This window comes from Halomonas organivorans, assembly GCF_014192055.1.
In the GTDB taxonomy this organism is placed as follows: Bacteria; Pseudomonadota; Gammaproteobacteria; order Pseudomonadales; family Halomonadaceae; genus Halomonas; species Halomonas organivorans.
Window position 1 is genome coordinate 13,580 of the sequence record NZ_JACHXM010000024.1, and the last position, 25,381, is coordinate 38,960.

The following is a 25,381-nucleotide window of genomic DNA, read 5'->3' on the forward strand; positions in this document are numbered from 1 at the left end:
GGAGGTGGCTAAAGCTGTAAAAGAAAATAGCTGTTTTTTTCATGAAAGCATTGATGATATTTCCGTCAAAAATCTTGCTGCTGACGGGAGGCATAAGTTTTTTTTAGATAAAGGTAAGGCGTTAGACGTTTACGCAAAAGGTGTTGGTGGAAGCAAAAAAGTCGTTTTGGTATGCTTTAGTGGAGCGGTTTCTAATAGAGGGGATAAAATGCCCCCTTTTTTTTCTGGTGCAGGTGTGTCAGAGCTATCAGGTCTGCCGCTGATAGCGATATCTGATCCCAGTTTGGCATTGAGCAAAGAAACCTCTCTTGGTTGGTATGCTGGCCACACGGGTTTTGAGGACCTTCCGAAGGTTTTGTCTAAGTTGCTTGATTTTGTGGCTCTGGTTTTCAAAGTTGATTTGATATTGGCGGGGGGGTCTGGCGGTGGCTTTGCTGCACTGAATGTAGGAAGGAATATGGTTAGTAAGCCATCTGTATTGGTTTGGGGGCCGCAAACCTCGATATCTTCATACAGTAAGTGGGCTGTGCATAACTATTTGTATAATTCATTTTCTAGATGTGGGGCAGAAGAAAAAGATCTCTATGCTGCACTTGAAAGTCATGGCTTGTTACATGACGTAAGAGATGTTGATCTTGATTGTTTTTCATTTCTTCTGTACCTCCAAAATATAACTGATTCGCATACAAAAAAACATGCTGGCCCTTTTTTGTACAAAAAGAATATTAGCCAAATATCAAGGAGTATTTTTTCTATAAGCGAGAGTCAGAGGCATTTCATTGTCTTCGGTGACTGGGGTAAGGGGCATATCCCTCCCCCTAAAAGCATAATAGTGGAATGTATAAAGCATATTAGCCATTCTCTTTCAACTGATGATGTGTCTGTTCCACCAGTTCTTAGTGATTTGGCGTCTTCTTCGTCACCTATTCTCTCTAGCGATAATTTAGCCTGTTTTGAGCTGACTTGTTGCATTGATAGAGGTCGGCTGGTGGGGAGTGTTAGGTGTGCTATCCATAACTTTCCTTATCTAAGAGTTTCTTTTTATGCAATAATAGACGGAGTTGTTGTTGAAAAATTGCCGTATTCGAACAAATTTGATTTCTCTTTTTCCGATGGATTGGATATAAAAGTTTGTGATAGTGTTGTGGTCTGTGCTTTTTTGAAAGATGTGGCGGGGAATGTCCAGAAGATAAAAAGAATTGTCAGGTAATGGGGCTGTAAGGTAGTGTTTAATGCTTTGGTGTTAGGAGTGCCCCTCGCCGTCCCATTTTTTAGAGTCATTTGGTAACATGTCTTGCAATTTTTAAATCTCACCTCTCGTTGATTAATCGGCTTATGTCAGCATCATTGCACCTCTTAATCCCGGTCTTCTTCACCGCTCCACAGGGCGGCCTGCATGAGAATGTGCGGGCCACCGTTCAGTTCATGCTCTCACGTAAGCACTTGGTTACGGTGGTGTGCCGCCCAGGGCCTTTTGCCGAGCAACTACGAGGATCTGGGGTTGGAGTCATCGAGACGGATTACCAAGTGGACTCACTTGCTGCAGCTTTTACTGCGATACAGGAGCTGCATGAGCAGCAGCCGCTGGACCTAGTTCACGTTCACCCGTTTGTTTCACGTCAATTGGGCGTAATGGTCTCCCGAATACTGGGCTTACCCTGTGTGGCGACCATGCATGGCAAGTATTCAGATGTGTTGCCTTCGCAGATTGATTACTTGGATGCCGTGTTTACTGTCTCCGAGGGGATTCGTCATTATCTATTGACGGAAGGTGGCGTGCAGCACCCCGAAAAGTTGCATGTGGTGCCCAATACCCCTGATGCCAAGCTTTTCAAAGCCGTGTATGTGGCGTCTTTGCCCGAAACCACCGGTAAAGTGGTGGTGTCGCTGGTGACAAGGCTGGATCAGGACAAGGCCTTTATCCTCGACGTTTTTTACCAGGCAGTGGCACACGCTGCTGAGCACTACCCCGGTCGTATCCATTGGCAGGTGGTGGGGCAGGGGACTCTTCAGGAAACATTTTCTGAACGTGTAGAAGCGCTGCGTGGCGAGAACACCGTTTCCCACGCCGGTTGGCTACAGGGGGAAGCACTGCGTGACGCCTATTGTCAGAGCGATGCGGTGATCGCGCCGGGTCGGTGTGCCCTGGAGGCAATGAGCTGTGGAGTTCCGGCTATCGCTCTAGGCAGCAAGGGCTACAACGGCTTGGTGGATAGCGCGACGTGGCAGCAAGCGGTATTCAGCAATTTCGGTGGGGTGGGCGATAAACACGAAAGCTATCAACAGGGCGCGGTGGAAAAAGACCTTGACCGACTGATGCGCTCCCGTGCCGACCGCCGCGGGCTGGGGCACTTTGGCCGCCAGGTGGTGCGCCAGTGCTTCAACGAGTCGGAGATGAACCGGCGCTTATTAAACTTCTATCGCCTTGTTATCGCCGCGTATAAAGCGGACCCACGGCCTAGGGTATCAGCGGAAGCATTTCTGGAGCTACGTCTGGAAGGGTTGGAGATCTCTCGCCCGCGACCAGACCTGTTGGTACTGGAACACCGCTGCAAACAGCCGGAGAAACTTCGCTTCGCCTGGTATCTCTTTCGTGATGGCGAAGTGATAGAGAAGTTTATGTACCGGCCTGAGCCAAAGCGTGAGATCCCGCTGCCCGGACCGGGAGCCTATCAGGTTCGCTGCTATGTACAGGATGAACACAAGCGACGCATTTCGTTTGTTGGGGCGGAGGCGGTAGTGGAGCCTGACATCGCCGAGGTGCCTGACCAACGATAAAGCGGGCGTCCGCTATTCACCATTCACCATTCACCGGAACCATCATGTGCGGAATCGTCGGCGCCGTGGGCGCAATGGAAATCATTTCCTTCTTGCTGGAAGGACTCAAGACACTGGAATATCGAGGATACGATTCTGCTGGCCTGGCGGTGCTGAACGAAGAAGGCGCTCTTTGTCGTGCCAGGGCCAAGGGCCGGGTGGCGGAGCTGGAGGCTCGCGTGGCCGAGCAAGGCGTAACGGGGCAGGTTGGCATCGCCCATACCCGCTGGGCCACGCATGGCGTGCCGGCGGAGCGTAATGCCCACCCGCATGTATCGGGCGGGCTTGCCGTGGTGCATAACGGCATCATCGAGAATTACGCCGAGCTCAAGGATAGGCTCCAGGCACTGGGCTATGTGTTCACTTCCGATACGGATACCGAGACCATTGCCCACCTGGTTCAAGCTTGCCTGGCGGGGGAGTCGGGGTTCGTTGGCGAGAGCCAGGGAGCGTGTGTCGATCTTTTCTCCGCTGTGCGCTGTGCGGTGTCTCATCTAGAGGGCGCCTATGCCCTGGCGGTGGTGCGCGAGGAAGAACCGGAGAGCCTTGTTGTGGCTCGTGAGGGCTCTCCGCTGATGCTCGGCGTCGGCGAACATGGTCACTACGCCGCCTCGGATGCTTCGGCGCTGCTCTCGGTCACCAACAAGATGGTCTACCTGGAAAACGGCGACGTGGGTCGGTTGACCCGTGAGGCTATCGAGCTGATCGATGGCAAGGGTCAGCCGGTTACTCGTGAGGTGATCACCTCCAGCCTGTCGGCGGAAGCCGTGGAGCTTGGCCAGTATCGCCACTTCATGCAGAAGGAGATCTTCGAGCAGCCACAGGCGCTTGGTAACACGCTGGAGATGCTCAGCGGCGCAGGATGCTTGCAGCCGGGCATCTTCGGGGCGGATGCCGCGGGAGTTCTGACCGACGTCGACAGCGTGCTGATCCTTGCCTGCGGTACGTCCAGCTATGCGGGCAACACGGCGCGCTACTGGATCGAGCAGCTGGCGGGTTTGCCTTGCAATGTCGAGATTGCCAGCGAGTATCGCTATCGGGTGAGTGTGGCCAATCCGCGGCAACTGGTCGTTGTCATCTCCCAGTCTGGTGAAACGGCGGATACCTTGGCTGCGCTGCATCACGCCAAGTCACTCGGGCATCGTCATACGCTGGCGATCTGCAATGTGCCGGAATCGGCCATCGTTCGGGAGACGTCACTTCGCTTCATCACCCGGGCGGGCCCGGAGATCGGCGTGGCGTCCACCAAGGCCTTCACTACGCAGCTCTCGGCACTGTTCCTGTTGACCCTGTTGTTGGCCAAGGGCAACGGTCGCCTGACCGATGCGCGTTCCGATGATGGATTGGACGCCTCACAAGAGCAGGATTTCCTCGCCGAGCTGCGTCATTTGCCCGTAGCGGTGGAGAAGGTGCTGGCCCTGGAGCCTGAGATCGAAGCCTGGGCGCAGCGGTTTGCCGACAAGCAGCACGCATTGTTCCTGGGGCGTGGGCGGCACTATCCCATTGCCCAGGAAGGGGCGCTCAAGCTCAAGGAGATCAGCTACATCCACGCCGAGGCCTACCCGGCAGGTGAGCTCAAGCACGGCCCGCTCGCGCTGGTGGATGCCGAGATGCCGGTGGTGGTGATCGCGCCCAACGACGAACTGCTCGAGAAGCTCAAGGCCAATATGCAGGAAGTCAGCGCCCGCGGCGGTGAGCTGTTCGTGTTCGCCGACGGCTGCAGCAAGGTGGCCGAGAGCGAGGGAATTAATATTCTGCGCTTGCCGGAACACTACGGCTTGCTCAGTCCGGTGCTGCACGTCGTGGCTCAACAGCTGTTGGCCTACCATGTCGCGCTGGTCAAGGGCACGGATGTCGACAAGCCGAGAAACCTGGCGAAGAGCGTGACGGTGGAGTGACCCGGCTGCGTCGGGAGCTGGAAGAAGTGAGTGGTGAGTGGTGAGTGAGCGGAGCGCGGCTGAGGAGTGTGGAGTGGGCATCGAGCAGTTAGCGCAATCACCCTGGTTCGATGCCGACTGGTATCTGAATCAGTATGCCGAGGTCGCGACATCGGACTTGGCGCCAGAAGTACATTACCTCCAGGTTGGGGAGCCCAGGGGCTGGCGGCCCGGGCCGAGCTTCGACCCGCGCTGGTACCTGGCGCAGTATCCTGATCTTGCGAAGGCGGATATCAGCCCCCTGCTGCACTTCATTTCCCACGGTGAGCAGGAAGGGCGGTTGCCGTGTGCTCTCGAGGCAGTTCGGTTGGATCGCGCTCTTTGGGGGCAGCACGGCCAGGTGGATGAGTGTCTGAGTTCACTGGTCGCATTGCTCACTGATGGTTCGCTGCTCGAAGCCAGCTACGCCGGCTTTTCGCTAGGCCGATGGCACGCCTGGCAGGGCGATTGGCAGGCGGCGGCCTCCTGCTTGGCACGTCGGCCTGAGGGTAAAGGCTGCTTGCCCAAGCATGCGGGGCCGGCATTGTTGACGGTGGAGGCATTCGGTAGAAGCGGCCAGTTTGCCGAAGCCTGGCGTCGCTTGGCGTCGTTACATCGACACGCGCCTGGGCTGGCGGATACGTCGCTTGCGGTGGCCAATCTGTTGGGCTGGCAAGCAGAGGCTTACCCCGAGGCCGGCGCCGATCGGCAAGGCGAATGGCAGCGGCAACGCCTGACATGGATCAATGACGTATGGCAACGCCATGGCCTGGCGCAAATCGAGCTGGCCGACCCGATGGTTGGGTTGAACCTGGATAATCTGGTTGGCCTTGGACAAGGGCAACACCACAGGGCGCTTGCCGGCGCCGAACGCCCAGAAGATCTTCGGTCTTATCGTTCATCACGCCTTACCCCTCACCAGCGCGAAGCGCGCTCACCGCTTTTGACCGTCATCGTGCCGGCCTATAACGCCGAAGAGGGTTTGCCGACGGCGCTGCGTAGTCTCGCCGAACAGCGAGGGGTCAAGCTGGAAGTGATCGTGGTCGATGACGCTTCCTCCGATCAGACTGCTCGTGTGGCTGAGGCCTTCGCCGGGCAAGATGCGCGCTTCAAGGTGTTTCGCCAGCCGTCCAATCAGGGCGCCTATGCGGCGCGTAATCGTGGCTTAGCCGAGGCGCGCGGCGACTATATTACCGTGCACGACAGCGATGACTGGTCCCATCCCGAAAAGTTGGCTATCCAACTGGCTGGCCTTCAGGCGCACCCCGAATGGATGGCCTGCTGTTCACACTGGGTACGCTGTACGCCCGAGCTGATCTTCAGCAATTGGAGAATGGAAGAGGGGTGGATCTATCGCAATGTCTCCTCGCTGATGTTCCGCCGCGGGGTATTCGAAGCCTTGGGCTATTGGGATCGGGTGCGAGTGGAGGCGGATACCGAGTACTATTACCGCATTCGCGCCGCCTACGGCGACCAGGCAGTGGGTGAGGTGATGCCTCGGGTGCCGTTGGCCTTCGGGCGGACGGCGCCGGATTCGCTCACGGCCGTTGGGGCCACGCATCTGGTCACCCAGTTCAGCGGCGTTCGTGCTGACTATCGCCAGTCCAGCCAGGCTTGGCATCGCGCGGGAGCTGGGCGGCCCGAGCGTCTTTATCTGCCCGCCGAGCCGGCACAACGGACTTTTGCTGCGCCGGAGGCGGTGTTGCCTTGAGTCGTCGCAGCGGGCGTGGGGGGGTACCGCATCGGCTGCGAATGACGATAAATAATGCAAGACAGGGTTCATCAAGGAGTTGTGTGACGTGAACGAGCAGAGCGGGCAGGTGCCCCAGGAGCAGTTGGAAACTCGCATTCGCGAGATGGAGCAGAGCCTGCAGGAGCGTGAGGTTGCCATTGCCCAGCGCTTCGATGAAGTGGCCCGAGTGACGCAAGCCTTGGAAGAGGAGCAGGCGCAGAAAACGTCATTGGAGCAGCAACTGAGTGAGCTGCGCCAGGAGCTGGCTGAGGCAGCGGCTCGGCAGGCGGCATCCGAGCAGCCCAGCGTAGAGGAGCAGGAACAGACGCTGCAGCAGCACAGCCAACTGCTGCGCGACAGCGACCTGTTCGATGCGGAGTGGTACCTGGCTACCTATCCGGATGTTGGTGCTGCCGAAGAGTTTGCCCTGGCGCCGCACGAGCACTACCTGCGCTACGGCGGCTTCGAAGGCCGCCATCCTTGCCCCGAATTCGATTCAAGCTATTACCTTGAGCAGTATCCTGACGTGGCCGAGGCCGGCGCGAACCCTTTGGTCCACTATCTTCTGCATGGCCGCCAGGAAGGGCGGCGTATCTTTCCCCCGCTTGAGGGGGCGTGATGCATCGGCAGCTAGCCGACGCTCTGGAAGCATCCGGCCTGTTCGATGCTGAGTGGTACCGCACTACCTATCCGGATATCGAAGATGGCCCTCTATCCCCTTGGGAGCACTTCCTGCAGCACGGCCTGCAGGAAGGGCGGGCCCCTGGCCCTGGTTTTTCCCCGGCGGAGTATCTGGCGGCCAACCCCGATGTCAGCGCGGCCGAGCTTCCTGCAATGGAGCACTACCTGAGGTGGGGCAGGCAGGAGGGGCGGCTTTTATCTCGGACGTTGGCCTGGCCGGAAGCACCGTTGCCAAACGGATTGCCCGACTGGGTGGGGCTGGACAAGGAATCGCCTGCCACTGACGTGCCGCCCGCTGAGGGAGAGCGAATTCTCTATGTGCTCTCGATTCAGAGTGGCGGCACCCCGCAGACCAATCAGGATCTGATGCGGGCAGTGGAGGCTCGAGCGGAATGCCTGGTGCTGAGGTGCACAGGCCAGGAGATGGTGCTCTATCTCTTCCACTCCGGCATCTATGTGCGCCTTGCCACGCACCGGCTGCAAGAGCCGGTGGAGCCTCTGCCGCATGTGTCGGCAGAGTACGACCGTGTGGTCGAGCGATGGCTGGTGGCGTATCGAGTGACCCTGGTGCATGTACGGCATCTGGCGTGGCAGGGGCTTGGACTCATCGCGACGGCAGACAGGCTAGGGTTGCCGGTCGTGTGTTCGTTCCATGACTACTATGCGATTTGCCCCTCGGTGAAGCTGCTGGACGAGAATCAGCAGTTCTGTGGCGGACGTTGCACCGCTTCACGCGGTGAATGTGCCCAGGAGCTGTGGGCGCCCGAGCTGATGCCGGCCCTGAAGCATGAAGGTATTTACTCATGGCAGCAGCAATTCGCCGGGGCATTGGCGCTGTGCCATGGTTTCGTGACCACGACAGAAGCCGCACGCGACCTGGTGCTTGAGATATTTCCCGCTCTTGCGACGCGTCCCTTCGCGGTCATCCCTCACGGTCGGGATTTCACTGAGCTTGCCACGCTGGCCGAATGCCCGGAGCCGGATGGCCCACTGCGCGTGCTGGTGCCTGGCTTTATCGCGGTGTCGAAGGGTAGTGGCGTTCTGCTCGAGCTGGCAGAACACCCGGAGCTCTCGCACGTGGAGTGGCATGTACTGGGCACCCTGGCAGGGACCCAAGCCATGCCGTTACCTTCCAATGTGATCGTTCACGGCCCCTATGCGCGCGATACCTTTGCAGCGCACGTGGCAAGCATCCGACCTCATCTGGGGGCAGTGCTTTCCTTGTGGCCTGAAACCTGGTGCCACACGCTGACGGAGCTTTGGTCAGTGGGGGTGCCTGTGCTGGGGTTCGATATCGGTGCCGTCGGCGAGCGCCTTGCGGCCAGCGGGGGTGGCTGGCGAGTGAGTCCACTCAACGCAGAAGCGGCGGCAGAAACGCTGATACGGGCTTCACAGCCACAGGAGTGGCGCTGTGCGGCGGAAAGCGTCTTGCACTGGCAGCAGGACAAGCAGATCAGTACTACCCAAATGGCCGAGGCTTATTGGCAGTTGTACCAGCAGGTAGTGGCCGCCCGGTAGAGGGCTCAGCCTCGGTCCCAACCCCGGGCGAATCCTGTCCATCCCGTTTTGCACGCCTCCCCACGATGCTGGCAATTGTTGCCTGCATCGCCTGGCCACAGCTGGGGCTCCCCGTATCCATGGAAAGGCCCTCCACCACAATGTTCTCCGATATCCCATTGACATGCCAGGATTTGTCCGTTTCCAAGGGGGAGGGGGTGACGCAGGATTTATGCAGGTTAAGATAGCGCCCAACATCGCCATGCCGAAGCTCATCGAGGCTTTGGTCGGCGGTAGCGTGCCTATTCGCTACTCACCACTCACCATTCGAATCTATCGCCCATGTCCAAGACCTTCCTGATCACAGGTGGTGCCGGCTTCATCGGTTCCGCTGTCGTCCGTGAGCTGAACCGCTCCACCGAGCACACTGTCGTCAACGTCGACAAGCTGACCTATGCCGGCAACCTCGAATCGCTGGCAGACGTCGAGCACAGCCCCCGGTACCACTTCGTGCAGGCGGATATTTGTGATGCCAAGGCCATGCACGATGCCTTTGAGCGCTTCCAGCCCGATGTCGTGATGCACCTGGCGGCGGAAAGCCATGTCGACCGCTCCATCGACGGGCCCGCCGAATTCATCCAGACCAACGTGGTGGGCACCACGGTGCTGTTGGAGGCTGCTCGCACCTATTGGCTGGCGCTCAAGGAAAGCGATCCCTCGAAGGCCGAGCAGTTTCGCTTCCACCACATCTCGACCGATGAGGTGTACGGGGACCTGGAAGGCACCGACGATCTGTTTACGGAATCGACGCCATATGCTCCGAGCTCGCCTTATTCGGCAAGCAAGGCCAGCTCCGATCATCTGGTTCGTGCCTGGCAGCGGACCTTCGGTGTACCGACCCTGATCACCAACTGCTCCAACAACTATGGCCCGTATCACTTCCCCGAGAAGCTGATTCCGCTGATGATCCTCAACGCCCTGGCCGGTAAGCCGCTGCCGGTTTATGGCGACGGACAGCAGGTTCGCGACTGGCTGTATGTGGAAGATCACGCCCGTGCCCTGATCAAGGTGGCAATGGAAGGGCGGGTCGGCGAGACCTATAACATCGGCGGCCACAACGAGAAAACCAATCTGGAGGTGGTGGAAGCCATCTGCAAGCTGGTCGATGAGCGTCGACCTGACGCTTCCAGATTCCAGCTTCCAGCTTCCAGCTTGATAACCTTCGTCAGCGACCGGCCGGGCCATGACGTTCGCTATGCCATTGACGCCGGCAAGATCGAACGGGAACTGGGTTGGACACCTGTTGAAACCTTCGAGTCTGGTCTAGGCAAGACCGTCGACTGGTATCTGGCCAATCAGGAATGGTGGCAACGCGTGCTGGATGGCAGCTACAAGGGAGAACGCCTGGGAGTCCTGACATGAAGATTTTGCTGCTGGGTGGTTCGGGCCAGGTCGGCTTCGAGCTGCGGAGGACGTTGGTGTTGCTCGGTGAAGTCGATGCGCCGAATCGCCATGAGTTGGATCTCGGTGATGCCCGAGCGGTATCGGGGTATCTGGAACAGTCCCGGCCGGATCTGATCGTCAACGCCGCGGCCTGGACGGCAGTCGACAAGGCGGAAGAATCCCGTGATGCCGCTTACCAGCTGAATGCTGCGCTGCCCGAACAGCTCGCGGGCTATGCCAGCCAGCATCATATTGCCCTGGTACATTACTCAACGGACTACGTTTACCCCGGTGATGGTGATGAGGCCTGGAGAGAGGATAGCCCCACGGAGCCGCTGTCGGTCTATGGGGCCAGCAAGCTGGCAGGCGATCGTGCCATTCAATCCAGTGGCTGCTCTCATCTGGTGTTTCGCACCAGTTGGGTGTACGCGGCTCGTGGCCACAATTTCATGAAGACCATGCTGCGTTTGGGCCATGAGCGCGATGCACTGAAGATCGTGGATGACCAGATAGGCGCGCCCACTCCGGCACGCCTGATCGCCCAGGTGAGTACGCTTGCCATTCCGCCGTTACTCTCAGCGCGTTTGGGGAGCGGTATCTATCATCTCGCCCCGCGCGGTGAAACCAGCTGGCATGGCTTCGCATCCGAGATCTTTCATCAAGCTGAAGGTCAGGGGGAATCCCTGATGATCAATCCGGCTCAGGTGGTTGGTATTCCCACCGTAGAATATCCCACGCCAGCGGCGAGGCCGCTGAACTCGCGTCTCTCGGTTGAAAAACTGGAACAAGCGTTGGGCATAAAGATGCCGGAGTGGCGCACCCAGTTGGCTCTGACCCTGGAAGAACATATTAGTCGTTAGCTTTTTGCTATATTGAGTTGTTGAAGGAAATGAGTTTCTGATCGTTGGCAGCTTTGTTTTTGATTTTCGCTGTTGCTGTTGGTTGCGTTAATAACAAGCGGTTTGCGCAGGGGGTATGGAAGCGTTGAAGAAAGCTAGTGGCTGTCGCAAAAGTGCTGCTTTCTGCTGCCGGAGTTCAGGTCGAGCCGGGCATGGTTTTCGAGAGTAAATAGGCCCGCAGTGTTCACTGGCAGATTCCACCTCTTCAAAAGGATATGAATATGGCTCGTAAAGGTATTATTCTGGCCGGTGGCTCCGGTACTCGTCTTCATCCGATTACGCACGGTGTGTCCAAGCAGCTTCTCCCCATCTATGATAAACCGATGATCTACTACCCGATTTCGGTGCTGATGCTGGCGGGGATTCGGGAAATACTGATTATTTCAACGCCTGACGACTTGCCTCAGTATGAGAAGCTGTTGGGTTCTGGCGAACAGTTTGGTGTGCACTTCGAGTACGCCGAGCAGCCGTCTCCCGATGGACTGGCGCAGGCATTCATCATCGGTGAAGAGTTTATCGGGGATGATCCGGTTTGCCTGGTGCTGGGGGATAACATCTTCCATGGCCAGCACTTCTCCGACCAGCTAAAGCGTGCCGCTGCTCAGCCGAATGGTGCCACCGTATTCGGCTATCTGGTCAAGGATCCCGAGCGCTTTGGCGTGGTGGAATTCGACGAACAAGGCCAGGCCCTCTCCATCGAGGAGAAACCTACCGAGCCGAAATCTCCTTATGCCGTGACCGGCCTGTATTTCTACGATAACGACGTGGTGGAAATTGCCAAGCAAGTCAAACCGTCGGATCGTGGCGAGCTGGAAATTACTAGCATCAACAACGCTTACTTGCAGCGTGGAGACTTGCACGTGGAGCGACTTGGGCGCGGCTTCGCCTGGCTGGATACTGGTACACACGATAGCCTGATGGAAGCATCTCAGTACGTGCAGACCATCGAGCATCGCCAGGGGCTCAAGATTGCTTGTTTGGAAGAGATCGCCTGGATTCAGGGCTGGATCAGTGATGACCACCTGTTCGACAAGGCGACCTGTCTGGCCAAGACAGGCTACGGCAAATACCTGAAACGGTTGGTCCAGCGAAAAAGCCAGCAGCAGCAGACCCCTACAGCCACGGAATGATTCGTTCCTCAATAGTGGCCTTGGAACCTGTCCGGTCTGTTGGTGTGGTTTTCCTGACCATAGCTCCGATCATTCTTGCCTAACTCTACAGCTGAGCATTCTTATGGACTACGAGAAACTTGCCATTCCCGAAGTCGTACTGATGACACCTAAAGTCTTCGGTGATGAACGAGGCTTCTTCATGGAGTCATTCCGACAGAGCGATTTTGAAAAATACTGCGGCAATTATCAATTTGTGCAGGATAATCACAGTAAATCGAAGCAGGGTATCCTGCGTGGGCTGCATTACCAGTTGCAAAAGCCTCAAGGTAAGCTGGTAAGAGTGACCCGCGGTGAGGTGTTCGATGTGGCAGTGGATCTTCGCCAATCCAGTGCCACGTTCGGCCAATGGGTGGGAGCTACCCTCAGTGCCGAAAACAAGCAGATGCTATGGGTGCCGCCCGGTTTCGCTCATGCCTTCTATGTCACCAGTGATGAGGCTGAGTTTCAGTATAAATGTACCGATTACTATAATCCTGGCGATGAGTACTGCATTCGCTGGGACGACCCGACGCTTGCTATCCATTGGCCGCTGATGAGTGGGCGGCCACCGCGTGTGTCTGACAAGGATGCACAAGGAGAGTCATTCATGAATGCGCCGATGTTTGATTAATATGTATTTTGTTAAGAAGTGCTGTTCAAACATAACGGAAAGGACGTGAGCGTGTTCAAGCTAGGAAAATCAACCAAGGCAAGCGTCCAGTCCAAAGACGCCAAGAGTCACGATGTTGAGGCTTCGCCCTATGTCGTTATGCGCGATGGCTCTCCTCAAGCGGCGCTGAAAATTGACAGCGTGCGTTTATCGCAAGGCGCTTTGCTCATTGAAGGTTGGGAAGCCAGTACTGCCGCGACGACATTGACACTGTGGATAGGCGGCAAGCTGCAAGATATGGCATGCTCCTATCTACCTCGCAGCGATGTAGAGGCGAGTATGCGGGATGCCAATTCGCAGTTGAATTGCCACGGCTTCCTGCTCAAGATTTCCATTCCCTCGATTTCATTGCAACAGCTGCGCCTTGGGTGGCAATTGGCCGAAGATCGTGAGCCTAGGCTATTTGATTTACAGGCTCCGGCTGCGGACATGGCAGCAGCAGCTCCGTTGCCTTCCCAAGCGGGTTCAGTGCATAAGCCTGGCCCTGGGCCAGCAGAGCAAACAGTTGCTCCTCAAGATGCGGATTCCCCCTCAGGCTTTCTGCAGCGAGCACGTTGGCGGGAGCCCGATCCGCTGAAAGTGTCCGCACATCTGGATCGTTTCGGAATTATGCCCCAGCGCAGCGGCCTGTTGGCGGGTTGGGTGGTCGCTCAGCCGGGCTGGGAGCTCTGGTTGGTCGATAGCGAAGGCAACGTCGAGTCGCTGGATAAAGCCCTGCGCTATCAGCGCGAGGATATCGTCGAGCTTTTTCGCGCCCAATTTGGCCAGCATACGGTGGATGCGGGGTTCGTCATGCCTTGGCCTTTTCCCCTGATGCCTGGAGCAGTGCTCAGGCTTGTGGCCTATCACCGTGAGACGGCGCAGGCCTTTGAGGCTGTTCGCGGCACGCCGGAAGAGGTCTCAAGCGATCCCGAAGGATATGCCCGTTGGGCCTTCACGGTACCCACACCGGCTGAGAAATTCGATGAGCGGCTGAACCGGTGGGAAGGTGCACTGATCGAGGAGCTGCTGGTGGAGAGAAGGGCCTACTTCGATGCCAGTGGCACTGAGCCAGAAGTACAGGTACTGGGGACTCCTCCCTCGGATCCGACCCTTAGCCTGATTATCCCCTTGTACAACCGGTGGGATTTCCTGGAGCATCAGCTGTTAGCCTTTTCGCGGGATCCTGAGCTGCTTGAGAGCACCGAGATTCTTTATGTCGTTGATGATCCGCGAATTCTAACGGCCATCAGCAATGAAGTGGAAAACCTCCACCAATTGTATAATGTGCCTTTCAAGCTGATATGGGGGCATCGTAACCGGGGCTTTTCCGGTGCCAACAATCTCGGTGTGAGCATCAGTCGAGGTCGGCAGGTGCTGCTGCTCAATAGTGATGCATTTCCGACGAGCCCAGGGTGGGCCAATCATCTTAGTCAGCTTCTGGATGCCCATCCGGAATACGGCATGCTGGGAGCGCGCTTGCTGAATCCTGAGGGAGGCATGCAGCATGCCGGCATGGTGTTCTTCTATTCGAGCTCCTGGCAGGTATGGCTGAACAAGCATCCGCTTGCTGGCCTGGACCCTCAGTTCGACATGGTCCCCGACGGCGTAGAGGTTGCTGAGAAGCCCGCCGTCACTGGGGCTTGCGTGATCATGTCTCGGGAGTTGTTCGACAGCGTGGGTGGGCTCGACGAAGGCTATCTGATCGGTGACTTTGAAGACTCGGATCTCTGCCTGAAGGTAATAGCCGGCGGTCACAAGGTAGGCTATGCGCCAGGTGTGGAACTTGTACATCTGGAGCGCCAGTCGTTTTCTTCTCTGGGAGATACGTCGTTCCGGACGTTGGTGGTTCGCTTCAATGCCTGGCGCCATACGCAGCGCTGGGGAGAACAGATCAAGTCGGTAATGCAGCGATTCGGTTAAGGAGCGAACATCACATGGATTCAGTAACATCCCAGGGTAGACCATCGCGCGTTTTAGTGATGGCACACGGCCACCCCGACTTCTCCTTGGGGGGCGGTGAACTTGCTGCCTACAACGTTTTCAAGGCGCTGCGTGATGATGAGAGTGTCGAGCAGGCCTGGTTCATAGCCCGCCATGACAGCGGCAATGGCCCGACTGGTGCCCTGACTCTGCGTCGCGAAGATGAATACCTGTGGCAGCAGTCGCTAGGTAACTCCTTTCTGCTCAAGGCTGCCAACAGCTATGCCGTGTGGAATGATTTTCGCCAGTTGATTCGCGTGCTGAAACCCACAGTGGTCAATCTACATCACTATTTTCATCTGGGGATTGAGCTACTGCGGGTGATCAAGGAAGAAGATCCAGATATTCGTGTGGTGCTCACATTGCATGAATATATGGCGATTTGCCACCAGCAGGGGCAGATGGTTAAGCGAGGATCCAACAAGCTTTGCTTCCGCTCATCGCTTGAGGACTGCCATCGCTGTTTCCCGGAGTTTTCAAAAGAGCAGTTCTGGCTCCGTCGCAGTTTTATTGGTCAACACTTCGATTATGTGGACCACTTTGTTTCTCCCTCGCATTTTCTGAAGCAGCGTTATGTTGAGTGGGGGATCCCGGAAGACAAGGTCAGCGTTATCGAAAATGGTCAGTCGCCTGAAGAAAAGCTGCCTCCTCGAACGCTTCCTGCTGTACTGAAAGTCAAGGAAGACAACGACGAAGCGGATCTGAAAGACAGAGTTGACATCGCTGAAGCGAAACTTCGCGATGAGTCTTCGGTCAAGGGATCTCGACTAAAAGCCGACAAGCCGACGCGCAACCGCCTGGCGTTCTTTGGCCAAATCAATCCCTTCAAGGGAATCGATATCTTGCTCAAGGCCATGCTCTCCATGGAAGAGGAAGAGCGCGCCAAGTTTGTTGTGGAGATTCATGGGGCTAACTTCGAGCATCAGGTCGATGACTTTAAAAGCTCTGTGATGGAAATGGCCGATACGCTAATAGAGGAAGGCTCACTGCGCTGGGTCGGTGCCTACGAGCCTTTCCAGGTTCGTGAGCGGATGCGAAATGTCGACTGGGTGATAATCCCCTCAATATGGTGGGAGAACTCACCTATGGTTATCCAGGAAGCCTTCGTTAACGGCCGCCCAGTTATAGTGTCTGATATTGGTGGCATGAAAGAGAAGGTCACACATGGTGTGGACGGCCTGCATTTTGAAGCACGTAACTCGTTAAGCTTGGCTGAGACTCTTAGGAAAGCGGCATTTATGACAGATGAAGAGTGGATGGAGTTTTATGTTGGTGTTAAAGAACCACTAAGTTATCAAGATGCCGCTGAAGAATACAAGAAGATATTTTTTTAATTATTTTTGTTTTTTGGGATAAAAGATGAGCTTTACACTCTATGTTCATGTTGGCTCCGGTAAGGCCGGGAGTTCGGCAATTCAAAAAACTTTGGCTAAACACTCGAAAGAGCTAGAGAGTCAAGGTGTGAAGTATTTGGGGTTAATGCTAGAGCGCTTTGAAAACCCTTCTGCAAGTTGGCAAAAGCCTTATGGATGGCCTATCTATAGAAAGAACCCGTCCAAGAATCTGGCTGAGCTGATAGATTGCTTAAGAGTTAATATCTCATCGATGATAAGCAATGGCTGGAGAGCTGCAATCTGGTCTAATGAGTCTCTCTTTGGCCAATTTGATCTATTGGAAGAGGTTAGAAAGCTGGGTGTTGAGCTTTCTTTTGATGTCAAGGTGGTTTGTTACTTTAGAAACCATGTTTCGTGGGCTTTGTCTGCTTACAAGCAATGGGGTATAAAGCACAAAACCTATTCTGGACGCATTCAGTCATTCAATGAATGGCACCGTAGTCGTGGCATAAACTTCTCATCTGTTGCGAAAAGATGGAGAAGCTTGTTTGGTGAAAGCTTTATCGTCAAAAACTATGACTCAGAAAATGATCTGGCTCTAGGGTTTCTTGAATTATGCGGTGTTGATGTAAGCTCTGTTGGTTATAGCCGTTCACTGGAGAATAAAACACCTCAGAAATTACCGCTAACTTTGTGGGCTATCTATAACAATCAGTTCGAAGGCGAGGTGCTGCCCGATCAGCTTCAACCATTTTTGAAACGCTCGGGTCTGTTGGACTCTGAGATAAAAGGGGTGTCTTATAATAGTCTTATGCCCTCTGTTTCAGATTCAGAAGACTTGGCAGAGAGTTACACAGATGACTTGACCAAGTTGAATGAGATTCTTGCTGATTCAGGAGAACCACCGCTCAAATTTTCTAGCGCGCACAAAGCTGAAGACCCCGTCTCGCAAGACGATTTGATTGCAGCGTTGCTAATGGCTCTAGTTAAGCACGATGCTGAAATTAGAGGTTTGCGACGGAAGCTTAAAGCTCTGGAGGATAAGTGATGAAGTTCAGTATTGCGGGGTTAGATGTTTCAAGTTTGTGTGCTCCTAAAAATATTGACGAATTCCGGTCAAGTTTTTCAATGAATTCTGGGAACTTACTTTTCCATTATGCGGCGGAAAAAATAGTAAAGCTTAGCCCAAAAAAATACAACTGGTCGTTAAAAGGAGCCAGCAAAGACAATAAGTGTGGTGGTGTGATTATTCCGATGGCTAACCACCTTGGCACACATGTTGATTTATCAAATAAAGGTCCAAATTTGAATGATGTTGATGTTCCTGTGGTTGTTTTAGGGTTGGGGTCACAGTTTTCATCTTCTAAAGTTTCCCATTTTAATGAGATACCAGAAGGGAGTGTTCGTTGGCTGAAAAAAGCTGCAGACCTGTCTTGTGGCGGAAAAAACATAGCTGTAAGAGGTGTCTTTACTTATAAGTTATTAAAAAAGCTTGGTCTGGAAGATAGTGTCGAAGTTACGGGTTGTCAGTCTAATTTCATTAACCCAAGCGATAGCTTGGGTGAAGAATTATTTAATAAATTCAACTCTTTGACAAGGTCTCAGTTGCGTGATGGAATTTGCGTGACTGCTGGAAATTACAATCGGAGAGACTTGGCAAAGTTAGAGCAAAGCCTTATTGAGCTTATAAAAGGTAGGTCCTCCAGCTATGTCGTTCAGAACCCCAAGCATTTGATTTCATTGTCCAGTGGCTGGGGCGATGGTGTGCCGGAGAAAGTTTTGCAAGATATTCAAACAGCTTGGCTTCCGGATGTTGACTTAGATTTATTGCCAAGCTGGTTCCAATACCATTCTTCAGTTTTTATTTCTGTTCCTCAATGGCTTTTCGAAATGTCTAAGAAAAGTTTTGTAGTTGGAACTAGAATTCACGGTGTCCAAGCTGCAATTCAGGCAGGCACCCCTGCATTATGCTTATGCATAGATAGTAGGACAAAAGAGTTATGTGAGTTTATGAAGGTGCCCCATGTTGATGCTGCTAATTATCATGATGGCATTAGTTTTGATGATATTTTGTCGGAATTTAGGTCTTGGGATTATATCCAGTTCGATGAAAATCGAAAGCGCCTTGCTAGAAAAATGAAAAGATTTCTTGTTAGTAATGGTGTGGCCCCTTCGGAACATATGCTTGCTGTGTGTAAGTAAACCCTTCAGCTAACTCTTTGGAGATTTTAGGAGGTCATATAAATAATTTTTTATGACTAAGATTTATACGTTTGCGGGGATGGGCCTGCGTGTCTACTCGTCTGGGTGAAAATAATGCGAACGTAGCTATGAGTATATAGAGCGGAGGTGAGGTCGCTTGTCGTCAGTTGAGCCTGATATCCCTTCCCACCTAGGCATTAAGTGCGTCTCAGTGTGACTTTTTTTGCTAAGGGTGAATTTTTTGTAATGTGTTATTGGTGTGCTAGGTCGTGTTTTTATCAGGTGCGTATTTTTCCTTCAATCATAAGAAAGACCTGGCTGTGAGAGTTCTGTCAAGTATTGTTGCTTTTAGTGATTTCAGGCTTCGCTAGATTAATTTTGCGACATATTATAGTGTTGTCAGTTGTGGTTGATGCTGATAGGAATGATCGGTCGGGTGTAATTGTAAGGCGACTAACGTAACGCATAGTGCTGGCTGTATTATTTTAGGTTGAATATCTACATGATCAAACGTGTGATTCGAACTCTGCGTTCTTCCACAAAGACCGGCGATCCAGTTGATGTGGTGTTACATATTGGTGCGCCAAAGTGTGGTTCTTCGGCCATTCAGCGTTTCTGTGTTTCGCACCGCGATAAGCTGCTGGCGTTGGGTTATTACTACCCCGAGCATACCCTGGATATCAATGGGGTGTCGGGGGGGCATACCCAAGTGGCTGGCCCCCTATTAAGTGGGAAGCAGGAGCAGGCAGGTGCCACTTTCCAGCGTTGGCTGAAAGAAGCACGCGGGCATCAAGCGACCCTGATGCTGTCCGCTGAGGCCTTTTATGGCCAGCACGAGGCGATGGCAGAGATCTGCCAGGGGCTGCGCGTCAAGGTGATAGCCTTTCTGCGACATCCAGTGGATTATCTTCTGGCCAATCACAATCAGGGCATCAAGCGCCATCATAGTACTCGTCGGCTGGGTGACTTGTTGCCTGAATTTCTGGGACGGTCAGCGGGGCACCTGGCTGGTTTGCCCCTGCTCCAGTGGGCCGAGGCGTTCGGCGACGAGAACTGTTGTTTCATGGCCTACCAGTCGCCAAGCTCGGGTGGAGCACCGGTACAGGGGCGTTTCCTTCAAGTCTTGGGTATTTCAGATGAGGACGTTTCCTCGCTGCTGGAACATTCGGAAGGAATCACCAACCGCAGTTACGTGAAGTCGGCACTGGAGCTCAAGCGACTGCTCAATACCGTGCTGGAAGAGGCGCCGGATAGTCTGGCTCATCAAGTCGACTGGAGCCTCCAGGGTTACTCTGATCGCGCTCAAGATGAGTACGGCTATACGGTTGCCGATCTCACCACGGAGATGCGCGAGCGCCTGGAGCAGCACCTGCTCAAGCAGATGACCCCCGTCGTGGAAAGATTCCCCGAACTCAAGGCTGCTGCCGAGCTGCCACATGAGGGAGGGCGTGCCGCCGGCGCTGGCGTGCTGGACCTGAGAGCACCGCTGGCGGCGCTGCAAGCGGATGCTCCCAAGGCCGTGCAGGAAATCCGTGTGCGTGCCGTGGAGCTTCGTGATCAGGGGCGGCAGGATTATGCGTTCTGCAAGCTACTGGACATCCTGGGTATCGAGTTCAGTGAACCCGCCGGTGAGAAACCGACGCCAGGGCTGACCGAACATCAGCGCAAGACGCTGAACAAGGACAACGCAGGTGAGGCGGATTACCTGCGCGAGCTCGCGGTGCTGCTGGAGCGGCAAGGGCTGCTGGAGGATGCGCTGTTTGCCATCGAGCGCGCCTTGCAAAAGCGGCCAACGGGTCTTGGCATCCAGAATATCAAGGCACGCATCGAGAAAAAGTTGCAGAGCAGAGAGACCGGACTCACGGCCTTGACGGATCGTACTGCTGAAGCGAGTGATCAATGAAGCCTTGGAAGCACTGGTGGTTGGTTCAAGGCTCACGCTGGTTGGCCGATCGATTGGACGATACGCCCTTGGTGCGCTTGCCGTCCCGTTACTTTACCCCCCACTGTGAGCTACGCCGAGAGAATGCGGAAGACACGGGTTTTGACTGGCAGGCGACCGGTGCTGATCCGCAGTTTCTGCTTCGCCGTCGACTGCCATTACCCGGCTGGCAGATGCTCGAAGTGGCGATGGACCATGATCAGCCCAGCGTGGCGGTGAAGCTCTACCTTGACACCGGTAATGGTTTCAGTGAGGAAGAAAGCATCTACTTGCCGCTCAAGAGTGGCCGAGTGACCAAGCGGATGTTCTACGTTCCCAAGCGGCTCAAGGCGCTGCGCTTCGATCCCATGGGTAGTGAGGGGCGCTTCACCCTGCAGCATCTGCGTATTGCCTGGTTGACCCCCTGGTTTGCCCAGGACCGGCTCGCGCAGCGGCTGTCGAATATGCACTTCCGCTGGCGAGATGTGACCAAGAACGATGTCATTACGGCGCTGAAGCATCACGCTCGGAAAGACGGTTGCCACTGGCGTGACCTGGCGCTGGAGCACTATGAAGCGACCTTCGAGCGGCGCACGGTTCGTCACAGCTACACCCAGTGGTTGAAAACGCGCCGCGAGCTGGGGCCTTACAGGATGCGACGTGTCATCGACAAGCTGCCTCGTCAGCCGCTGATTTCGATCCTGGTGCCGGTGTATAACCCTCGCATCGAGTGGCTTCGCAAGTGCCTCGACTCGGTGCTGGATCAGGTCTATCCCCATTGGCAACTTTGCATCGCGGATGATGCCTCCACCGACCCGGACGTTGGCAAGCTGCTGGCGGAGTATGCCGAGCGTGATTCACGCATTCGCGTCGCGATACGCGAACGCAACGGCCATATCTGTGCGGCCAGCAATACGGCGCTGGAGATGGCCGAGGGTGAGTTTACCGCCTTGCTCGATCACGACGACTGCCTGTCTGAGGCGGCACTGTTCCACGTCGTGGAGGCCTTGCATCGTCATCCCGATGCGGGAGTGCTCTACAGTGACGAAGACAAGATTGCCGACGATGGCAACCGGATCGATCCACACTTCAAGCCTCAGTGGAATCCCGACCTGTTGCTGGCCCAGAACTATCTCTCGCACCTGGGCGTGTACCGCACTTCCCTGATGCGTGAGGTGGGGGGATTTCGCGAGGGCTTCGAGGGCAGCCAGGATCATGACCTGGCTCTGCGTTGCACGGCGCGGCTCGAGGCGCAGCAGATCGTGCACGTGCCCCATGTGCTGTATCACTGGCGGGCGGGCGAGGGCTCCACGGCGCTGGCCAGCGGAGAAAAGGATTACACCAGCGAGGCCGGCCTGAGGGCGGTGGCATCTTACCTGGAAGCGCATGCGCCGGAGGCGCGGGTGCGACATGGCCATTTCGCGAACACCTACCGCGTGCAGTGGCCGTTGCCGTCGCCGGCGCCGCTGGTGAGCCTGCTGGTGCCGACTCGGGACCGGGTCGAGATCCTCAAGCCCTGCGTCGATGCGATCCTCGAGCGCACCGACTACCCGAACCTGGAGGTGCTGATCCTCGACAACCAGAGCGAGTGCGCTGACACGCTGGCCTATATGGAGGAAGTCGCCAAGCGCGATGAGCGGGTCCGGGTGCTGCGCTGGAACCACCCCTTCAACTACTCGGCCATCAACAATTTCGGTGCGCGTCATGCCCGGGGCGAGATCCTGGGGCTGGTCAACAACGATATCGAACCGATCAACGCCGACTGGCTGTGCGAGATGGTGCGTCAGGTGAGCCGCGCCGAGATCGGCTGCGTGGGGGCCAAGCTGTATTACCCCAACGACACGCTTCAGCACGGCGGCGTGATCCTGGGCATCGGCGGTGTGGCCGGGCATGCCCACAAGTATTTCAGTCGGCACTCGCCGGGCTATTTCACCCGCTTGCATCTGGCGCATGGGCTATCGGCCGTCACCGGCGCCTGCTTGCTGGTGCGTCGTGAGGTCTTCGAGGCGGTCGGCGGGCTCAATGAGGAGCACCTGGCGGTGGCCTTCAACGACGTCGACTTTTGCCTCAAGGTGCGCGAAGCCGGATATCGCAATCTGTGGACACCCTATGCCGAGCTTTACCATCACGAGTCGATCTCTCGCGGCGCCGATGACGATCCGACCAAGCGTGCCAGGGCGAATTCCGAAGCCGACTATATGCGCCGTACCTGGGGCGAAGCGCTGGATCAGGATCCGGCTTACAACCCTAATCTGACGCTAGTGCATGAGGATTTTTCCCTACGCTAGCGGCTATCCCTTTACGGTATCACGCCACCGTGGGCGGTCTTTCCCATGTTCGAACTGAATACGACCCACCTGGAGCATTTCACCATCGGTATCGGCATCCAGTTGTTGCTGTGGCCGGTGTTCGGGCGCTGGGCAGCGGCTGGCATGTCGGTGGCGGTGTTCCTGGGGCGCGAGATTGCCCAGCATGAAGCCAAGGGCGGGGGCGGTAACGCCGTGCCCTGGTACTACGGTCTGGTGTATCACTGGAACATGGATTCGGTTCTGGATGTGGCGGCGCCGCTGGCCGGTTGCGTGTTATTGGCGCTGGCGGTCAGGAACTGGCTGCCCTTGAAAGGAGTAAAACGTGGTTGACGACGCCGTGATGGCATCACCGGCACCGGTCGCGGTGCCAATGGCCGATCCGGAGCAGGGCATCTGGCAGCGTATCCGCATGGCCAACCGCAACCTGCTGTCCGTGTGGCGTGAGCGTGACTATGGCGTTCGCTCGCTGCGCTTCTCGTTGGGCAAGCAGGACTATGTGCTGTGCAATTCGCCGGATAGCGTACGGCGCGTGTTCCTCAAGGAGCACGACAACTACGACCGCAAGAGTCCGCAGATGCGCCAGGCCCTGGCGCCGCTGCTGGGCGATGGGCTTTTCGTCAGCGACGGCGAACTGTGGCAGGAACGCCGCCAGCAGTGCGCCCCGGCGCTGCACAACCGCCTGCTGCCGTCGTTCAGCGAGGTGATGACGTCGTCGGCGGAGGAGACCGCCCAGCACTGGGCGAGGCTGCCGGCCGAGCAGCCCGTGGACATGCTCAAGGAGATGGCGCATCTCACCGCACGCATCATCGGGCGCAGCATCTTCGGCGATGACACCACCGACGCCGAGGCCGAGCAGGTGGTGGCGGGGTTCACCGAGTATCAGCGCCACGTGGCCCAGCTCGATCTCGCCAGCACGCTGGGCCTGCCGTTCCTCGAGCTGCTGGGCAATCCGCGGCGCAAGGCGCGCACGCGCTATTCGGCGCAGCAGGTTCACGAGGTGATCGATCGCATCATCGAGCGCCGGGCCGCTCCTTCCGGCGAGCGTCGCTTCAGCCTGGTGGCGAGCTTCATGGAGCAGATGGAGGGCTCGGCCGCAGAGGCCGCGGCCTGTCCGTTCGCGCGACAGGCGGTGCGCAACGAGGCGATCGTGATGTTCATGGCCGGTCACGAGACCACGGCCAATTCGCTGGCCTGGAGCTGGTACCTGCTGGACCACGATCGCGAGGCCATGGCGCGCTTGCAGCAGGAACTGGATGAGGTGCTGGGTGGCCGCACGCCGACCTTCGATGACGTGGACGACCTGCCGTATACCCGCGCGGTATTCGAGGAAGCCATGCGCCTGTATCCCCCCGTGCCGCTGCTCAGCCGCCAGGCTCGCGCGGCCGATGTGGTGCAGGAGCGAGAGGTGAAGCCCGGCACGATCATGCTGGCCTTGCCGTGGCTGATGCATCGTCATCGCAAGCTGTGGGACGCGCCCGACCACTTTCGGCCGGAGCGCTTCCTGCCGGGGGCGCCGCGCATCGACAAGTTCGCCTATCTGCCGTTCAGCGTCGGGCCGCGAGTGTGCCTGGGCAAGCGCTTCGGGCTGTACGAGGGCATCCTGTGCCTGGCCACGCTGGCACAGCGTTTCACCCCGCGCGTGGTGCCGGGCCATGAGGTGAGCATCGAATGCCGCCTGACGCTGCGCCCGGCGGGTGGGCTGCCCATGTATCTGGAGCCGCGAAATCTGGAGCCGCGAATGAATGGGTGAGCGTTGGTTGGTGCTGAGCGACGGGGCGCGGCCGACCGAGGATATCTACTTCCTCGAGTCGGTCGCGCCTTTTTTACGTGATTCCGGCATGGTGGTCGAGCGTATCGACGTGCGTGGCTGGCGCACCGCCGCGGCGCGCCTGCGGGTCAGGCGACGCTTCGGGGCGAATCTCGTGGTGTGCCGAACGCTGCCTGCTGGCTGGGTGACGTGGCTGGAGAACCACCGGGAGCGCTTCGGCCACATCGTCTATCTGATCGATGACGACCTGGCGGCGGCGGCCGAGGATGAGACGCTGCCGGAGGCCTATCGGCAGCGAATGGCCTCGGCGGTAGCGCTGCAGCCCCGGCTGCTGGATCTGGCCGACGACGCGGTGGCCTGCAGCGAGGCGCTGGCCGATCGCCTCTCGGGATGGACGCCCGAGGTGCGGGTCTTGCCGCCACCGCTGATTGCGCCACTGCCGTCGCGTGAGCATTTCGGGGTCGGTCCTACGCAGGCCAAGCCCTGGCGGATCGGATTTCACGGCACCCGGGCGCACCGGCAGGACCTCGAATACATGATGCCGGCGCTGGAAATGCTGATGGAAACGCGCCGCGATGCTTGCCTGGAGATCATGCTGGGAGAGCATGCGCCAGAGCGCTTGGCTTCCTTCGAGGGGGTGACCACGCCGGCTCCGCTGGCCTGGCCGGCGTTTCGCCGCTATCAGCGTCGTCGGCGGCTGCACATCGGCCTGGCACCGCTTTGGGATACGCCGTTCAACCGCGGCAAGTCCTGGATCAAGTTTCTGGATATTGCCGCCATGGGCGGGGTGGGGATCTATAGCCGCCGTTATCCTTATACCGTTATCGTGCAGGATGGGGTGAATGGGTTGCTGGCCGATGATGATCCCGCCGATTGGCATCGCTGCCTGAGCCTGCTGTTGAATCATCCGGAGGATACACGTCGAATGGCCGATGCCGCGGCGGAGACGGCACGCCAACTGGGCGATCCCGCTCGGGCAGCGGTGTTCTGGCAGTCGTTGGGCGAACAGGGCAAGCATGATAGGAGAGACATACATGAAGGATCGGCATGTCAGCAGGACCGGGAAGGGATATAGCAAG

The 25,381-nt window shown here is 56.6% G+C and carries 19 protein-coding genes; all 19 read left to right on the forward strand.

Annotated elements, in window-relative coordinates; translation table 11 throughout:
* The first annotated feature begins 4 nt into the window (after positions 1-4).
* Positions 5-1,210: a hypothetical protein gene (locus FHR96_RS17320; RefSeq protein WP_183388983.1), complete on the forward strand. Its 1,206-nt coding sequence runs from the start codon at positions 5-7 to the stop codon at positions 1,208-1,210.
* A 125-nt stretch (positions 1,211-1,335) separates the two neighbouring features.
* On the forward strand, positions 1,336-2,778 hold the full coding sequence (locus FHR96_RS17325) for a glycosyltransferase family 4 protein (protein ID WP_183388984.1): 1,443 nt from the start codon (positions 1,336-1,338) through the stop codon (positions 2,776-2,778).
* Between the two features lie 44 nt (positions 2,779-2,822).
* On the forward strand, positions 2,823-4,715 hold the full coding sequence (gene glmS / locus FHR96_RS17330; protein ID WP_183388985.1) for a glutamine--fructose-6-phosphate transaminase (isomerizing): 1,893 nt from the start codon (positions 2,823-2,825) through the stop codon (positions 4,713-4,715).
* Between the two features lie 73 nt (positions 4,716-4,788).
* Positions 4,789-6,444 (forward strand): glycosyltransferase family 2 protein, encoded by a 1,656-nt coding sequence (locus FHR96_RS17335; protein WP_343066374.1) that lies wholly within the window; start codon positions 4,789-4,791, stop codon positions 6,442-6,444.
* 88 nt (positions 6,445-6,532) lie between these two features.
* Positions 6,533-7,084 (forward strand): hypothetical protein, encoded by a 552-nt coding sequence (locus FHR96_RS17340; protein ID WP_183388986.1) that lies wholly within the window; start codon positions 6,533-6,535, stop codon positions 7,082-7,084.
* Complete coding sequence (locus FHR96_RS17345; RefSeq protein ID WP_183388987.1) at positions 7,084-8,664, forward strand: glycosyltransferase; 1,581 nt, start codon at positions 7,084-7,086, stop codon at positions 8,662-8,664. The genes FHR96_RS17340 and FHR96_RS17345 overlap by 1 nt, the downstream gene beginning before the upstream one ends.
* Before the next feature lie 321 nt (positions 8,665-8,985).
* Complete coding sequence (rfbB, locus tag FHR96_RS17350) at positions 8,986-10,065, forward strand: dTDP-glucose 4,6-dehydratase (protein ID WP_183388988.1); 1,080 nt, start codon at positions 8,986-8,988, stop codon at positions 10,063-10,065.
* Positions 10,062-10,946, forward strand: coding sequence for a dTDP-4-dehydrorhamnose reductase (gene rfbD, locus FHR96_RS17355; RefSeq protein WP_183388989.1), 885 nt, complete (start codon positions 10,062-10,064; stop codon positions 10,944-10,946). The genes rfbB and rfbD overlap by 4 nt, the downstream gene beginning before the upstream one ends.
* Positions 10,947-11,206: 260 nt before the next feature.
* Positions 11,207-12,115, forward strand: a complete 909-nt coding sequence (rfbA, locus tag FHR96_RS17360) for a glucose-1-phosphate thymidylyltransferase RfbA (RefSeq protein WP_183388990.1) — start codon at positions 11,207-11,209, stop codon at positions 12,113-12,115.
* Between the two features lie 103 nt (positions 12,116-12,218).
* The gene (gene rfbC, locus FHR96_RS17365) at positions 12,219-12,767 is read left to right on the forward strand and encodes a dTDP-4-dehydrorhamnose 3,5-epimerase (RefSeq protein ID WP_183388991.1); all 549 of its coding nucleotides are present in this window, start codon (positions 12,219-12,221) and stop codon (positions 12,765-12,767) included.
* A gap of 45 nt (positions 12,768-12,812) precedes the next feature.
* Positions 12,813-14,708: a glycosyltransferase gene (locus FHR96_RS22700; protein ID WP_183388992.1), complete on the forward strand. Its 1,896-nt coding sequence runs from the start codon at positions 12,813-12,815 to the stop codon at positions 14,706-14,708.
* 14 nt (positions 14,709-14,722) lie between these two features.
* Positions 14,723-16,102, forward strand: a complete 1,380-nt coding sequence (locus FHR96_RS17375) for a glycosyltransferase (protein WP_183388993.1) — start codon at positions 14,723-14,725, stop codon at positions 16,100-16,102.
* Between the two features lie 25 nt (positions 16,103-16,127).
* The gene (locus FHR96_RS17380; RefSeq protein ID WP_183388994.1) at positions 16,128-17,150 is read left to right on the forward strand and encodes a hypothetical protein; all 1,023 of its coding nucleotides are present in this window, start codon (positions 16,128-16,130) and stop codon (positions 17,148-17,150) included.
* Positions 17,150-18,304, forward strand: coding sequence for a polysaccharide pyruvyl transferase family protein (locus FHR96_RS17385; RefSeq protein WP_183388995.1), 1,155 nt, complete (start codon positions 17,150-17,152; stop codon positions 18,302-18,304). Before FHR96_RS17380 ends, FHR96_RS17385 begins: the two co-directional genes overlap by 1 nt.
* A 502-nt stretch (positions 18,305-18,806) precedes the next feature.
* Positions 18,807-20,207: a hypothetical protein gene (locus tag FHR96_RS17390; RefSeq protein WP_183388996.1), complete on the forward strand. Its 1,401-nt coding sequence runs from the start codon at positions 18,807-18,809 to the stop codon at positions 20,205-20,207.
* Between the two features lie 227 nt (positions 20,208-20,434).
* A complete protein-coding gene (locus tag FHR96_RS17395) occupies positions 20,435-22,513 on the forward strand; it encodes a glycosyltransferase family 2 protein (protein ID WP_221195869.1) in 2,079 nt (692 codons plus the stop codon).
* Between the two features lie 45 nt (positions 22,514-22,558).
* Positions 22,559-22,864 carry a hypothetical protein gene (locus FHR96_RS17400; RefSeq protein ID WP_183388998.1) on the forward strand — a complete coding sequence of 102 codons (306 nt, stop codon included), beginning with the start codon at positions 22,559-22,561 and terminating at the stop codon, positions 22,862-22,864.
* The gene (locus tag FHR96_RS17405; RefSeq protein ID WP_343066375.1) at positions 22,857-24,284 is read left to right on the forward strand and encodes a cytochrome P450; all 1,428 of its coding nucleotides are present in this window, start codon (positions 22,857-22,859) and stop codon (positions 24,282-24,284) included. The genes FHR96_RS17400 and FHR96_RS17405 overlap by 8 nt, the downstream gene beginning before the upstream one ends.
* Entirely contained in the window at positions 24,277-25,377 is a 1,101-nt protein-coding gene (locus tag FHR96_RS17410) for a glycosyltransferase family protein (RefSeq protein WP_183388999.1), read from the forward strand. Before FHR96_RS17405 ends, FHR96_RS17410 begins: the two co-directional genes overlap by 8 nt.
* Positions 25,378-25,381 lie beyond the last annotated feature (4 nt).

Coding starts and splice junctions, on each gene's coding strand:
- FHR96_RS17325 (WP_183388984.1), top strand. CDS start 1,336: ATGTCAGCATCATTGCACCTCTTAATCCCGGTCTTCTTCACCGCTCCA.
- glmS (WP_183388985.1), top strand. CDS start 2,823: ATGTGCGGAATCGTCGGCGCCGTGGGCGCAATGGAAATCATTTCCTTC.
- FHR96_RS17345 (WP_183388987.1), top strand. CDS start 7,084: ATGCATCGGCAGCTAGCCGACGCTCTGGAAGCATCCGGCCTGTTCGAT.
- rfbB (WP_183388988.1), top strand. CDS start 8,986: ATGTCCAAGACCTTCCTGATCACAGGTGGTGCCGGCTTCATCGGTTCC.
- rfbD (WP_183388989.1), top strand. CDS start 10,062: ATGAAGATTTTGCTGCTGGGTGGTTCGGGCCAGGTCGGCTTCGAGCTG.
- rfbA (WP_183388990.1), top strand. CDS start 11,207: ATGGCTCGTAAAGGTATTATTCTGGCCGGTGGCTCCGGTACTCGTCTT.
- rfbC (WP_183388991.1), top strand. CDS start 12,219: ATGGACTACGAGAAACTTGCCATTCCCGAAGTCGTACTGATGACACCT.
- FHR96_RS17375 (WP_183388993.1), top strand. CDS start 14,723: ATGGATTCAGTAACATCCCAGGGTAGACCATCGCGCGTTTTAGTGATG.
- FHR96_RS17380 (WP_183388994.1), top strand. CDS start 16,128: ATGAGCTTTACACTCTATGTTCATGTTGGCTCCGGTAAGGCCGGGAGT.
- FHR96_RS17385 (WP_183388995.1), top strand. CDS start 17,150: ATGAAGTTCAGTATTGCGGGGTTAGATGTTTCAAGTTTGTGTGCTCCT.
- FHR96_RS17390 (WP_183388996.1), top strand. CDS start 18,807: ATGATCAAACGTGTGATTCGAACTCTGCGTTCTTCCACAAAGACCGGC.
- FHR96_RS17395 (WP_221195869.1), top strand. CDS start 20,435: ATGGACCATGATCAGCCCAGCGTGGCGGTGAAGCTCTACCTTGACACC.
- FHR96_RS17400 (WP_183388998.1), top strand. CDS start 22,559: ATGTTCGAACTGAATACGACCCACCTGGAGCATTTCACCATCGGTATC.
- FHR96_RS17410 (WP_183388999.1), top strand. CDS start 24,277: ATGGGTGAGCGTTGGTTGGTGCTGAGCGACGGGGCGCGGCCGACCGAG.